General features: G+C 64.1%; 12 protein-coding genes. 11 read left to right on the top strand and 1 reads right to left on the bottom strand.

The genetic code is table 11. The features are described 5' to 3' along the window. Positions 1-176 precede the first annotated feature (176 nt). From FJ430_RS08775 to gndA, 6 genes are all read left to right on the top strand, one after another. A complete protein-coding gene (locus FJ430_RS08775; RefSeq protein ID WP_140709574.1) occupies positions 177-1,079 on the top strand; it encodes a GntR family transcriptional regulator in 903 nt (300 codons plus the stop codon). A 296-nt stretch (positions 1,080-1,375) separates the two neighbouring features. Continuing rightward, positions 1,376-1,723, top strand: coding sequence for a hypothetical protein (locus tag FJ430_RS08780; RefSeq protein ID WP_140709576.1), 348 nt, complete (start codon positions 1,376-1,378; stop codon positions 1,721-1,723). Positions 1,724-1,813: 90 nt separating this feature from the next. Next, positions 1,814-2,368 (top strand): copper chaperone PCu(A)C, encoded by a 555-nt coding sequence (locus FJ430_RS08785; RefSeq protein WP_140709579.1) that lies wholly within the window; start codon positions 1,814-1,816, stop codon positions 2,366-2,368. 30 nt (positions 2,369-2,398) lie between these two features. After that, positions 2,399-2,914, top strand: a complete 516-nt coding sequence (locus FJ430_RS08790; RefSeq protein WP_140709581.1) for a YcnI family protein — start codon at positions 2,399-2,401, stop codon at positions 2,912-2,914. A gap of 52 nt (positions 2,915-2,966) precedes the next feature. Next, positions 2,967-4,604 (top strand): copper resistance CopC/CopD family protein, encoded by a 1,638-nt coding sequence (locus tag FJ430_RS08795; protein WP_140709583.1) that lies wholly within the window; start codon positions 2,967-2,969, stop codon positions 4,602-4,604. 121 nt (positions 4,605-4,725) lie between these two features. Continuing rightward, complete coding sequence (gndA, locus tag FJ430_RS08800) at positions 4,726-6,153, top strand: NADP-dependent phosphogluconate dehydrogenase (RefSeq protein WP_140709585.1); 1,428 nt, start codon at positions 4,726-4,728, stop codon at positions 6,151-6,153. On the opposite strand, the gene FJ430_RS08805 is transcribed toward gndA, so the two are convergent. Further along, positions 6,150-7,196 (bottom strand): LacI family transcriptional regulator, encoded by a 1,047-nt coding sequence (locus FJ430_RS08805; protein ID WP_140709587.1) that lies wholly within the window; start codon positions 7,194-7,196, stop codon positions 6,150-6,152. The two genes, gndA and FJ430_RS08805, sit on opposite strands and share 4 nt — an antisense overlap. A gap of 387 nt (positions 7,197-7,583) precedes the next feature. Here FJ430_RS08805 and FJ430_RS08810 point away from each other — a divergent pair, with 387 nt between their 5' ends. The 5 genes from FJ430_RS08810 to FJ430_RS08830 all read left to right on the top strand — a co-directional run bounded on the left by FJ430_RS08810 (position 7,584) and on the right by FJ430_RS08830 (position 12,607). After that, positions 7,584-8,822 carry an ABC transporter substrate-binding protein gene (locus tag FJ430_RS08810; RefSeq protein WP_140709589.1) on the top strand — a complete coding sequence of 413 codons (1,239 nt, stop codon included), beginning with the start codon at positions 7,584-7,586 and terminating at the stop codon, positions 8,820-8,822. Positions 8,823-8,901: 79 nt separating this feature from the next. After that, positions 8,902-9,795 carry a carbohydrate ABC transporter permease gene (locus FJ430_RS08815; protein ID WP_140709591.1) on the top strand — a complete coding sequence of 298 codons (894 nt, stop codon included), beginning with the start codon at positions 8,902-8,904 and terminating at the stop codon, positions 9,793-9,795. Continuing rightward, complete coding sequence (locus FJ430_RS08820; RefSeq protein ID WP_140709593.1) at positions 9,788-10,720, top strand: carbohydrate ABC transporter permease; 933 nt, start codon at positions 9,788-9,790, stop codon at positions 10,718-10,720. The genes FJ430_RS08815 and FJ430_RS08820 overlap by 8 nt, the downstream gene beginning before the upstream one ends. A gap of 2 nt (positions 10,721-10,722) precedes the next feature. Then, positions 10,723-11,823 (top strand): ABC transporter ATP-binding protein, encoded by a 1,101-nt coding sequence (locus FJ430_RS08825; RefSeq protein ID WP_140709606.1) that lies wholly within the window; start codon positions 10,723-10,725, stop codon positions 11,821-11,823. Between the two features lie 31 nt (positions 11,824-11,854). Then, complete coding sequence (locus tag FJ430_RS08830) at positions 11,855-12,607, top strand: sugar phosphate isomerase/epimerase family protein (protein WP_140709595.1); 753 nt, start codon at positions 11,855-11,857, stop codon at positions 12,605-12,607. Positions 12,608-12,609: the final 2 nt, after the last annotated feature.

A 12,609-nucleotide genomic window follows, 5' to 3' on the forward strand; every position in this document is an offset into this window, starting at 1 on the left:
CGACATCATGCTCTAGAGCAGTTCCAGGAAAAGTGCGTAGCGGTTTTCCGTCCGGAATTGCGCAGAAACAAGGATTTAGAGCAGTTCGGCGATTCCGGGAAACGCTGAACTGCTCTAGGAACACCCATCATATCGCGCTTCCGGCAGGCCGCGGCAAGCGTTGGGGGATACGGGGCATGTCGAAGAGCAACAATGTCTACAAGGACGCCTTCAACCGCTGCCTCAGGCTACTCGACGAGACCAAGAGCCTGCCGTCGGAGCCTGAGCTCGGCACGCTGCTCGGCGTCAGCCGCACCACGGTGCGCAGCATTCTTGCGCGCATGGAAGAAACCGGGCTGATCGCCTGGAACAAACGCAACAAGACGGTGCTCAGGGCGCCGCGGCCGGAGGATTTCTTCCCCGAGGAAGAGACCGATTCGCTCGCCGAGATCATCGAGCGCTCCTTCATGCGGCGCCTGCTTGCGGAAGGCGCGGAAGCCGGCATGCAGATCAACGAGCTGGAGCTGGCGCGCGAGATCGGCGTCGGCACCACCAGCGTGCGCGAATTCCTGATCCGCTTCTCGCGCTTCGGGCTGATCGAGAAGCGGCGCAACAGCCACTGGGTGCTGAAGGGTTTCACGCGCGCCTTCGCGCTGGAGCTGACCGAGATCCGCGAGATGTTCGAGTTGCGTTCGGCGGCGGCTTTCGCCGCGCTGCCAGAGGATAGCGCGGTCTGGGCCGATCTCGATCGGCTGGAGGTCGAGCATCGCCAGCTCGCCAGCGAGATCGCCACGCGCTTCACCGAATTCTCCGAGCTCGACGAGCGCTTCCACCGGCTGATCCACCGCGCCTCGCACAACCGCTTCATCGTCGACTTCTACGATGTCATCGCGATGATCTTCCACTACCACTATCAGTGGAACAAGGCCGAGGAGCGCCAGCGCAACGAGGTCGCGGTCCAGGAGCATCTTGCCTATATCGCGGCGCTGAAATCGCGCGATCCCGGCAAGGTGGACGCCGCCTGCCGCAAGCACCTGAAGTCGGCGCGCCAGACGCTGCTGAGCTCGATTCCCGAAGGACGCCAGGCGCAGCCTGCCTAGGGTCTGTCGACATTCAGGTGATGCCGGCCTGACCTGGAATCTCAACAGACCCTAATGCATGTCGCCCAGAAGCGCGCAGCGGTTTTGGGATAACGACAATGCATAAAAACAAGCGCGTCGCGCCGCGTTGCCGCAGCGCGGTTTTGCCGATTTTCCAGCCACATCCTCCGTGTTATTTCCTTATTGGTCGCAATCCCGGACGGAAAACCGTTTCACACTTTTCCTGGAATTGCTCTAGTGTCGATCAAGTTTCCGGGAGAGGCTTTCCGTTGGATATCCGGCTGAGACGATGGAGCATGCCGGCCGCGTTCGTCGCGGCGCTGCTCCTGTTGCTTCAGTCCTCTCTCGGCGCTTTCGCGTTCGGCGCGCCTTCGCAGCTCGACGTCTTCGGCAACGTCATCTGCACGCATGAAGGCGCGGTAAAGCTCCCCGGCGGCGATCCGCACCAGCAGCGTATGCCGGCCTGCTGCTCGCTCGGCTGCAGCATGGTTTCGCCGGTGCATCTGCCGCCGCCGGAAGCAGGCGCGCTTCACAGAGCGACGGCGTTCGAGACGGTCGCTTTTGCGGTTCCGGCCTTCCAGCATCTCGACTTTGCCCGCGATCGCTCGCCGGCCAATCCACGCGCGCCGCCGGCAATGGTCTGATCCGCGGAAACTTTTCGCGGGCCTATTCATCCAATGATCAGACTGTTCGCAGCCGCAAAGCGGCGCGATCCTCACATTCATGGAGCAACCATGTCCAATCTTCTCCCCAGGGCTCGGACCTATGCCCTTCGCGGTGCGCCGCCGTTCCACCTCCAGCAGCGTGTTGGCCTTGCCGTGCTCAGCCTTCTTCTTCTCTTGGCCTGCATTCCCGCCGCCCTCGCGCATGAGTTCAAGGTCGGCGATCTCGAGATCGAGCACCCCTGGTCGCGAGCGACGCCGCCCGGCGCCAAGGTAGCCGGCGGCTACTTCACCGTGATCAACAAGGGCAGCGCGCCGGACCGGCTGCTGTCGATTTCCTCCGACATCTCCGACAAGGCCGAACTGCATGAGATGGGCGTCAAGGACGGCGTCATGACCATGCGGCCGGTCGAGGGTGGGCTGGAGATCCCGGCCGGCGGCAAGGTCGCGTTGAAGCCGGGCGCCTACCACCTGATGTTCACCGGGCTGAAGCGGCAGCCGAAGCAGGGCGAGAAATTCCCGGCGACGCTGACCTTCGAGAAGGCCGGCAGCGTCAATGTCGAGTTTGCCGTCGAAGGCATGGGCGAGACGGCCAGTGGCGATATGGACATGGACCACGCCGATTAATCCGCCAATTCGAAATCAGAGGGACAATTCATGAAGACATATCTTTTTGCCGGCGCGCTGTTCGCGCTCGGGACCAATGCCGCGCTCGCCCACATCACGCTCGAAACGCAGGAAGCGGCTGTCGGCTCCACCTACAAGGCGGTCTTTCGGGTGCCGCATGGCTGCGAGGGCAAGGCGACGACCGCCGTGCGCGTGCAGATCCCCGAAGGCGTGATCTCGGTGAAGCCGATGCCCAAGCCGGGCTGGACGCTGCAGACCAAGAAGGGCAAGTACGAGAAATCCTACCAGCTCTATGGCGAGACGCTGACCACCGGCGTCAAGGAAGTGGACTGGAGCGGCGGCAATTTGCCCGACGAGTTCTATGACGAGTTCGTTTTCCGCGCCTCGCTGGCGGCCGATCTGCCGGCCGGCCAGATGCTCTATTTCCCGGTGGTGCAGGAATGCGGCGACGCCACCGACCGCTGGATCGAGATCCCCGCGGCGGGCCAGGATGAGGACGCCTTGGAAACTCCGGCGCCCGGCATCAAACTGCTGCCGAAGAAATGATCTCTGTTGGCGCGCGCCATCGGGGCGCGCCACCATTTCCTGTCATGATGGCATGAACGCAGCACAGCCTTCGTCGACGAACCGGACCGCGGGCCGACATATCGGCCTGCTTGCCTGGCTGTTCGTTTCGCTCGTGGCTATATCGGTGTTGGCGCTGCCCAGTCGTGCCTTCGCGCATGCGGCGCTGGTCGCGACCGATCCGTCCGACGGCGCCGTGCTGACGCAAAGCCCGGCGCAATTCTCGCTGAGCTTCAGCGAGCCCGTCTCGCCACTGGTTCTGACGCTTGTGCGGCCGGACGGCTCGCAGCTTGCGCTGACATCCTTCCGTCTCAACGACCAGACGGTCGAGATCGACAATCCCGAAACGCTCAAACCCGGCACGCATGTGCTGAGTTGGCGGGTGGTGTCGGTCGATGGTCATCCTGTCGGTGGCTCGGCGCTGTTTTCCATCGGCGCGCCAAGCGCTGCGCCGGTGGCGGGCGAAGCCGTCGACTGGACGTTGCGCGCGGCGATCTGGGCGGCCAGGCTGTTTGTGTATGCCGGCCTCTTTCTCGGCGTCGGCGGCGCGTTCGCGCTCGCCTGGCTGGCCGAGGACCGGCGCTGCGGCCAGCGCTTTGTCGCCGCGGCACTGCTTCTCGGCCTCGCCGGCGCGCCGTTGTCGCTCGGCTTGCAGGGGCTGGACGGCCTTGGCGCCCCGCTCGCCCGGTTTGCGACACCGGCCGTCTGGAAGACCGCGCTGGAAACGAGCTTCGTCTGGACGGTGCTGATCGGCCTGATTGCGCTTGGTCTCGCTTTGCTTTCGCTTTCCGGACCTTCGGCTCTTCGCAAGCTGTCGGCAAGCGCGGCGCTGCTCTGCGTCGGCGGCGCCCTTGCCGCGAGCGGCCACGCCAGTGCGGCCGAACCGCAATGGCTGACGCGGCCGCTGGTGTTCCTGCATGGCGCGGCAATCGCATTCTGGGCCGGTTCGCTGACGCCGCTCGGCCTGGCATTGCGGCGGCAGCCGGCGGAAGCGAAAGCCTTTCTGCGCCGCTTCTCCCGCGCGATCCTGCCGGTCGTCATCCTGCTTGCCGCAAGCGGTATCGTGCTGGCGATCATCCAGGTGCAGCAGCCGGCAGCATTGATCGACACGTCCTATGGCCGGCTGCTGCTCTTGAAGCTGGCTCTGCTGCTCTTCCTGTTCACGCTTGCAGCGGTCAATCGCTGGACGCTGACGGCGCCCGCCGAGGCCGGCGACACCGAGGTGCAGCGGCGGCTGGCGCGCTCCATCCGCATCGAGGTGGTCATCGTGCTTGCCATCTTCGGCGTCGCCGCCGGCTGGCGCTTCACCCCGCCGCCGCGCGCGCTGGCGATCGCGGCGGCGCAGCCGGCGTCGATCCACATCCACACGCTGAAGGCGATGGCCGATCTCAGCATCACGCCGGGGCATGCCGGCGAGGTCGCCGCTTCGATGATGATCATGACCGGCGATTTCGGACTGCTCGATGCCAAGGCGGTGACGCTGGTGCTGTCGAAGCCGGATTCCGGTATCGAGCCGATCAAGCGGCCAGCGACCAAGCCGGGCGACGGAACATGGCGCGTCGACAACCTCGTCATCCCGCTGCCCGGCCGCTGGAATGCGCGGCTCGACATCCTCGTCTCGGACTTCGAGGTGGTGAAGATCGAGGCTCCCATAGAGATCAGGGCGCAATAACCAACCCGCCGACACAATTCGGCGAGACGGTTGACGCCGCCGCCAAGGCCCGTCATTCATCTGGGAAAGGCGTTCTCCAGGACGCTGCCTTCAACAAGCATCCGAACGCAGGGAAGAAACGATGGAAAAAGCCGAAATCGGCCTGATCGGCCTTGGCACGATGGGCTCCAACCTGGCGCTCAACATCGCCGAGCACGGGCACCGCATCGCCGTCTTCAACCGCACGCCGTCGCGCACAGACGCCTTTATCGAGAGCGCCGGTTCGCTGAAGAACATGGTCGTTCCCTGCTACAGCCTGGAGGAGCTCGCCGCGGCGATCCGGCCGCCGCGGCCGATCATCATCATGGTGCTGGCCGGCAAACCGGTCGACGAGCAGATCGCGGCGCTGCGCGGCGTGCTGTCGGCCAACGACATCGTGATCGATGCCGGCAACGCCAATTTCCGCGACACGATGCGCCGCTTCTCGGAATTGTCCGGCTCGGGCCTGACCTTCATCGGCATGGGCGTTTCGGGCGGCGAGGAGGGCGCGCGCCATGGGCCGTCGATCATGGTCGGCGGCACCGAGGAGTCCTGGAAGCGCGTCGAGAAGGTGCTGACCGCGATCTCGGCCAAGTTCAAGGACGAGCCTTGCGCCGCCTGGCTCGGCACCGACGGCGCCGGCCATTTCGTGAAAACCATCCACAACGGCATCGAGTATGCCGACATGCAGATGATCGCCGAGATCTACGGCATCCTGCGCGACGGGCTCGACATGGCGCCAAAGGAGATCGGCAAGGTCTTCGACGGCTGGAACAAGGGTCGGCTCAACTCCTACCTGATCGAGATCACCGCCAAGGTGCTGGCCGCCGACGATCCCAAGACCGGCAAGCCGGTGGTCGATATCATCCTCGATCGCGCCGGACAGAAGGGCACCGGCAAATGGTCGGTCATCGAAGCGCAGCAGCTCGGCATTCCAGCGACGGCGATCGAGGCGGCGGTCGCGGCGCGCGTTCTGTCGTCGATCAAGGACGAGCGGCAGGCAGCCGAGAAGGCCTATGGCAATATCGGTGTCGAGAAGATTGCCGGCGACAAGGCGGGGTTGCTCAAGGATCTCGAGCTGGCGCTGTTCGCCGGCAAGATCGCGGCTTACGCGCAAGGCTTCGCGGTGATGAGCGGCGCCTCGAAGGAATTCAACTGGAACCTGCCGATGTCGACCATCGCCAAGATCTGGCGCGCCGGCTGCATCATCCGCTCGCAGATGCTGGACACGATGGCCGAGGCGTTCGGTTCAGGCAGCGCTTCCACCAACCTGCTGATGGCGCCGGCCTTCATCGCCTTGATGAAGGAGGCGCATCCGTCGCTCAGGCGCATCGTGGCGCGTGCCTCCGAGGCCGGGTCGCCGGTGCCGGCACTGTCGTCGGCGCTTGCCTATTTCGACAGCTACCGGCAGGGGCGCGGCACGTCGAACCTGATCCAGGCGCAGCGCGATTTCTTCGGCGCGCACGGCTTCGAGCGTATCGGCGAGCAGGGGGCGTTTCATGGCCCGTGGGGCAGCGGCGCGGGGCATTAACCCCGATAGGGCAGAACCTCGCCCGGGGTACTGAGCGATTGCAGCGAGCCGGGGTCGGCACCGCCGATCCAGCCGAGCACCGCGCGGGCGAGCTCGGAGCCAGCCAGCCGGAAGTTTTCGTTGACGACCAGCAGTTCGTGCCGGAACAGATGCAGCAGCTCCGACGACTGTTTCGACACCACGTCGACGTCGCGGCCGAGTTTCAGCCCGGCGTCCTCGATGCCGGCCACGATGGCGAGCGTCGCTGCGGCGGCGCTGCTGACGAAGCCGTCGGGCCGGTCCTTGCGACGCATCAATTGCGCTGTGCGCATCCTGATCTGTTCGATCGACTGGTCGATGGAGACGGTGTTGAACGGCACCTCGCTAACGCCCACCTCGCTCAGCGCATCGGCAAAGCCGTTCACCGTATGGCCGTAATAGGTGAGGCCGACCGGCGGCGTCACAAGGGCAAGCCGGTTGCGGCCCCGGCCGGCGAGATAGCGCACGGCTTCGCCGGCAAAGGCGTAATTGTCGAAGTCGTGATAGGGATGCACCAGCCCCATGTCGGTGCGGCCATGCGTGGCGAAGGGAATGCCGCGCTCCAGCATGTAGCGCGCCCGCGGATCGTTGGGCTGGGTGCGCGAGATGATGACGCCGTCGGCAGAGCCCGTCTCGACCAGATAGCGCACCGGATCCAGCGGATCCTGCGAGCGCGAATAGGGCGTGACGATCAGGTGGTAGGGCGTGTCGGCGATCACCTCGGTGACGCCGTAGATGATGTCGGAGACGAAGCTCATCAGCTCGTGCTCGGTGTTCAGCACAAGCGAGATGACGTTGGTCTTGCCTGTTCTCAGCCTGACGCCGGCGCGGTTCGGGCGGTAGCCGATCTGCTTGGCGACGAGCTGGACGCGACGCCTGGTCTCGGCGCCGATCTCAGGTGCATCCTTCAGCGCGCGCGAGACCGTCGTGACGCCGAGCCCGGTCATGAAGGCAAGCGTCTTCAGCGTCGGCCGTTCCTTGCCCGACGCGGCGTCGTCGCCCGTCTTCGTTACCCGTCTATCCATTCGTCCCGCCCGTCAGGCGCATAGCAGCCGCAGGGCCGACCGGCAATCGTGCGGCGGTGACATTTGCGCGACCTTCAGCTTGTGGCTCGGTTCAATATACTGAAACGTTACAGATTGCCAATCTTCGTGATCGACCGGCAAGGTCGCGCCCCTTTGCATCGCGGGTGCGGCGATGAACCGAAAGTCGCTGGAATCACAAAGAAATATCGATCCAGGCCTACTTTTGCCACCAATCGACTGTTCCGGCGCGGGCATTGCCGCCTCGGAAGAAAGATTTTGTTCGCGCCTCGAAAAAATCCTGATTGGCTTCAAGGCGAGGGGTTGCCTATGCGGATCATTTGCCGTATCGAAAATCTGTAACGTTTCAGATTCTGGGAGGAAGCCGAAATGAGATATAAATTCCTGACTGCCGCCTTCGCCGCGACGGTTGCGCTCAACTTCGCCGGTCCGGCGGCCGCGACCGACCTGGAAGTCACCCATTGGTGGACTTCCGGCGGCGAGGCGGCGGCGGTGTCCGAGCTTGCCAAGGCGTTCGACGCGACAGGCAATCACTGGGTCGACGGCGCCATTGCAGGCTCCGGTGGCACGGCCCGGCCGATCATGATCAGCCGCATCACCGGCGGCGACCCGATGGGCGCCACCCAGTTCAACCACGGCCGCCAGGCGGAGGAGCTGGTGCAGGCCGGGCTGATGCGCGACCTCACCGATATCGCCACCAAGGACAAGTGGACGGAAATCGTGCGGCCGAAGAGCCTGCTCGATAGCTGCACCATCGACGGCAAGATCTATTGCGTGCCGGTCAACATCCATTCCTGGCAGTGGCTGTGGCTGTCCAACGAGGCCTTCCAGAAAGCCGGCCTGCCGCTGCCGAAGGACTGGAATGAATTCGTGGCGGATGCGCCGGCGCTGGAAAAGGCCGGCATCATTCCGCTCGCGGTCGGCGGACAGGCCTGGCAGGCCTCCGGCGCCTTCGACGTGCTGATGGCCGCTGTCGGCGGCACCGACACGTTCCTCAAGGTCTACAAGGACAAGGACGCCACCTTCGCGGCCGGCCCGGAGATCGCCAAGGTGTTCAAGGCGGCGGACGACGCCCGCAAGATGGCCAAGAACACCAATGTGCAGGACTGGAACCAGGCGACCAATCTGGTCATCACCGGCAAGGCCGGCGGCCAGATCATGGGCGACTGGGCGCAGGGCGAGTTCCAGGTCGCCGGCAAGACCGCCGGCAAGGACTATACCTGCCTGCCCGGCCTCGGCTTGAACGAAGTCATCGCCACCGGCGGCGACGCCTTCTACTTCCCGCTGCTCAAGGACGAGGCGAAGGCGAAGGCGCAGGTGGTGCTTGCCGAGACCTTGCTCGATCCGAAGACCCAGGTCGCCTTCAACCTCAAGAAGGGTTCGCTGCCGGTGCGCGGCGACGTCGACCTCAATACGGCGAACGACTGCATGAAGAAGGGCCTCGCCATTCTCGCCAAAGGCGCCGTCATGCCGTGGACGGACCAACTGCTTTCGCAGGACACCCAGAAGCAGAAGGAAGACCTGTTCTCCGAATTCTTCGCCAAGCCCGACATGACAATCGAAGAGGCGCAGAAGCGCTTCGCCGAGATCATCGGCTCGGCGGACTGACGACCGGCGCCCCCGCCGGCTTCCGACCCCAGCCTATCGGGGTCGGGAGCTCGATGTCCTCATTGCCCGGCCGGCCGAGATGAGCAGCAGCGAACGCCCGAGTAAGCTTTTCCGCAACCTGAACGCCAAGGTCGCATCGATCCCGATGGTGCTCACCGCGCTGGTGGTGTTCGTCGGCGGCACGGCGTGGACGGTGCTCTACTCCTTCACCAATTCGAAGCTGTTGCCGCGGCTCAATTTCGTCGGGCTCGACCAGTATCACCGGCTGTGGTCGACATCGCGCTGGCTGGTGTCGATCGAGAACCTTTTGATCTACGGCGTGATCTCGCTGGTGTTCTCGCTGGTCATCGGCTTCCTGCTTGCAGCCCTTCTCGACCAGAAGATCCGTTTCGAGGACGCGTTCCGCACCATCTTCCTCTATCCCTTCGCGCTATCCTTCATCGTCACCGGGCTGGTCTGGCAGTGGCTGCTCAATCCGGATTTCGGCGTCCAGCGCGTCGTGCGCGACCTCGGCTGGACGAGCTTCAGCTTCGATCCGCTCTACAATTCCAGCATCGTCATCTACGGCATTTCGATCGCGGCGCTCTGGCAAGGCACGGGCTTGATCATGTGCCTGATGCTCGCCGGACTGCGCGGCATTGACGAGGACATCTGGAAGGCGGCGAGGGTGGACGGCATTCCGGCCTGGAAGACCTATCTCTTCATCGTCATCCCGATGATGCGGCCGGTCTTCATCACCACGCTGGTGATCATCGCCGCCGGTATCGTCAAGGTCTATGACCTGGTCGTGGCGCAGACCAGCGGCGGCCCCGGCATCGCCTCCGAAGTGCCGGCGAAATATGTCTACGACTACATGTTCTTCGCCCAGAATCTCGGCCAGGGTTTCGCCGCCTCGACCATGATGCTGTTGTCGGTGGTGATCGTCATCGTGCCATGGGCCTATCTCGAATTCGGAGGCAAGAAGCGTGGCTGACGTCGCCTCCCTGTCCACCGGTGCCGAAGCGCTCGGGCGCAATGCCATCGGCCCGAGCGGGCCCAAGCCGCGGCGCGTGCTGTCGCGCCGCAATATCTTCCTTTACGGCACGCTGATCGTGGTGGCGCTCTATTACCTTTTGCCGCTCTACGTGATGATCGTCACGTCGCTGAAGGGCATGCCGGAAATCCGCCTCGGCAACATCTTCTCGCCGCCGGTGGAAATCACCTTCGAACCCTGGGTGAAAGCCTGGGCGACAGCGTGCACGGGGCTCAACTGCGACGGGCTTTCGCGCGGTTTCTGGAACTCGGTGCGCATCACCGTGCCGTCGGTGATCCTGTCGATCGCGATCGCCTCGGTGAACGGCTATGCCCTGGCCAACTGGCGCTTCAAGGGCGCCGACACCTTCTTCATCATCCTGATCGTCGGCGCCTTCATCCCTTACCAGGTGATGATCTATCCGATCGTCATCATCCTGCGCGAGATCGGCATCTACGGCACGCTGACCGGCCTGGTAATCGTGCATTCGATCTTCGGCATGCCGATCCTGACGCTGCTTTTCCGCAACTATTTCACCTCGATGCCGGAGGAACTGTTCCGCGCCGCGCGCGTCGACGGCGCCGGTTTCTGGGGCATCTATCTGCGCATCATGCTGCCGATGTCGCTGCCGATCTTCGTGGTCGCCATCATCCTGCAGGTGACCGGCATCTGGAACGACTTCCTGTTCGGCGTCGTCTACACGCGCCCCGACACCTATCCGATGACGGTGCAGCTCAACAACATCGTCAACTCGGTGCAGGGCGTGAAGGAATACAACGTCAACATGGCCGCGACCATCCTGACCGGGCTGGTTCCGCTCGTCGTCTACTTCATTTCCGGCAAGCTCTTCGTGCGCGGCATCGCCGCCGGCGCGGTGAAAGGATGATGATGGCCGCTGAAATCGCCAATCCCAGCGTTTCGATCCAGGACCTTTCGCTCAATTTCGGTGCCGTCTCGGTGCTGCAGACGCTCAACCTGGATGTCGCCGACGGCGAATTCATCGTGCTGCTCGGGCCGTCCGGCTGCGGCAAGTCGACCTTGCTCAACTGCATCGCCGGGCTGCTCGACATTTCCGACGGGCGCATCTTCATCAAGGGCAAGAATGTCACCTGGGAGGAGCCGAAGGACCGCGGCATCGGCATGGTGTTCCAGTCCTATGCGCTCTACCCGCAGATGACGGTGGAGAGGAACCTTTCCTTCGGCCTGCGCGTCGCCGGCGTGGCGAAGGACGAAATCGCCAAGCGCATCGCGCGCGCCGCCGAGATCCTGCAGATCGAGCCGCTGCTGCAGCGCAAGCCTTCGGCGCTGTCCGGCGGCCAGCGCCAGCGCGTGGCGATAGGGCGCGCGCTGGTGCGCGACGTCGACGTCTTCCTGTTCGACGAGCCGCTCTCCAATCTCGATGCCAAGCTGCGTTCGGAGTTGCGCGTCGAGATCAAGCTTTTGCACCGCCGCTTGCAGAACACGATGATCTACGTCACCCACGACCAGATCGAGGCGATGACGCTGGCCGACCGGATCGCGGTGATGAAGGGCGGCGTGATCCAGCAGCTCGACGCGCCGCAGACGATCTACAACCGCCCCGTCAACCGCTTCGTTGCCGGCTTCCTCGGCTCGCCGGCGATGAATTTCATCGAAGGCAGGCTGGAGAAGGACGGCGGCGACTGGCACTTTGCCGTCGAGGATCTGCGCATTCCGCTTGCAACCTATTCCTTCGAGAAGGAGCCGGCGCCGGGCCCTGCTGTGTTCGGCATCCGGCCAGAGCATGTCGCCTTCAACAGCGGCACGGGGTGGCCCTTCACCGCGACAGCCAATGTCGAGGTCGTCGAGCCGATGGGCTCCGACACACTGGTGTGGCTGAAACTAGGCCGGCAGAACTTCACCGTGCGCGTCACCTCCGAACGCACGCCGAAGAACGGGGATGCGGTCGGCATCGGCTTCGATCCGCTGCGCGCCTCGCTCTTCGACGCTCAAACCGGCAACCGAATTTAACTCCCCAGGACCAACAGAACGGACAGGACAGATGAACTGGTCATTCCAACTCTACAGCGCCCGCAATTTCCAGCCATGGAACGGCGTGGTGAAAATGCTCGGCGAGTTCGGCTACAGCCAAGTCGAGGGCTTCGGCGGCGTCTATGACGACCCGAAAGCGTTCCGCGCCGAGCTCGACAGGAACGGGCTTGCGATGCCGACCGGGCATTTCTCGATCGACGCGCTGGAGAATGATTTCGACGGCGTGCGCAAAACCGCCGACGCGCTCGGCATCACGCTCCTGATCTGCCCCTATCTGATGCCCGATCAGCGCCCGTCCGATGCCGCCGGCTGGCGCGGCTTCGGCGAGCGTCTCGCCAAGGTCGGCGAGGTGGCAAAGAAGGCCGGCTATGGCTTTGCCTGGCACAACCATGATTTCGAGTTCAAGCCGCTTGCCGACGGCTCGCTGCCGCAGGACCATATCCTGTCCGCCGCGCCCGAAATCGGCTGGGAGATGGACGTCGCCTGGGTGATCCGCGGCGGCGCCGATCCGCTGCCCTGGATCGAAAAGCACGGCAAGCGCATCGTCGCCGTGCACGTCAAGGACATGGCGAAGCCGGGCGAGGGGCTGGACGAGGACGGCTGGTCCGACGTCGGCCACGGCACGATCGACTGGGCGGGCCTGTTCAAGACATTGCGCGCCAAGAGCGCGGCGCAGTATTTCATCATGGAGCAGGACAACCCCAACGACATCGAGCGCTATGCCCGCCGCTCCATCGCGGCAGCCAAGAGCTGGCAGGAGTGATC

The sequence above is a fragment of the Mesorhizobium sp. B2-8-5 genome (assembly GCF_006440675.2).
In the GTDB taxonomy this organism is placed as follows: Bacteria; Pseudomonadota; Alphaproteobacteria; order Rhizobiales; family Rhizobiaceae; genus Mesorhizobium.

What these genes read in the sequence shown, in the direction of transcription:
- FJ430_RS08830 (WP_140709595.1), top strand. Translation starts at nt 11,855, where the DNA reads ATGAACTGGTCATTCCAACTCTACAGCGCCCGCAATTTCCAGCCATGG.
- FJ430_RS08795 (WP_140709583.1), top strand. Translation starts at nt 2,967, where the DNA reads ATGAACGCAGCACAGCCTTCGTCGACGAACCGGACCGCGGGCCGACAT.
- FJ430_RS08810 (WP_140709589.1), top strand. Translation starts at nt 7,584, where the DNA reads ATGAGATATAAATTCCTGACTGCCGCCTTCGCCGCGACGGTTGCGCTC.
- FJ430_RS08780 (WP_140709576.1), top strand. Translation starts at nt 1,376, where the DNA reads ATGCCGGCCGCGTTCGTCGCGGCGCTGCTCCTGTTGCTTCAGTCCTCT.
- FJ430_RS08825 (WP_140709606.1), top strand. Translation starts at nt 10,723, where the DNA reads ATGGCCGCTGAAATCGCCAATCCCAGCGTTTCGATCCAGGACCTTTCG.
- FJ430_RS08790 (WP_140709581.1), top strand. Translation starts at nt 2,399, where the DNA reads ATGAAGACATATCTTTTTGCCGGCGCGCTGTTCGCGCTCGGGACCAAT.
- FJ430_RS08805 (WP_140709587.1), bottom strand. Translation starts at nt 7,196, where the DNA reads ATGGATAGACGGGTAACGAAGACGGGCGACGACGCCGCGTCGGGCAAG.
- FJ430_RS08785 (WP_140709579.1), top strand. Translation starts at nt 1,814, where the DNA reads ATGTCCAATCTTCTCCCCAGGGCTCGGACCTATGCCCTTCGCGGTGCG.
- FJ430_RS08775 (WP_140709574.1), top strand. Translation starts at nt 177, where the DNA reads ATGTCGAAGAGCAACAATGTCTACAAGGACGCCTTCAACCGCTGCCTC.
- FJ430_RS08815 (WP_140709591.1), top strand. Translation starts at nt 8,902, where the DNA reads ATGAGCAGCAGCGAACGCCCGAGTAAGCTTTTCCGCAACCTGAACGCC.
- gndA (WP_140709585.1), top strand. Translation starts at nt 4,726, where the DNA reads ATGGAAAAAGCCGAAATCGGCCTGATCGGCCTTGGCACGATGGGCTCC.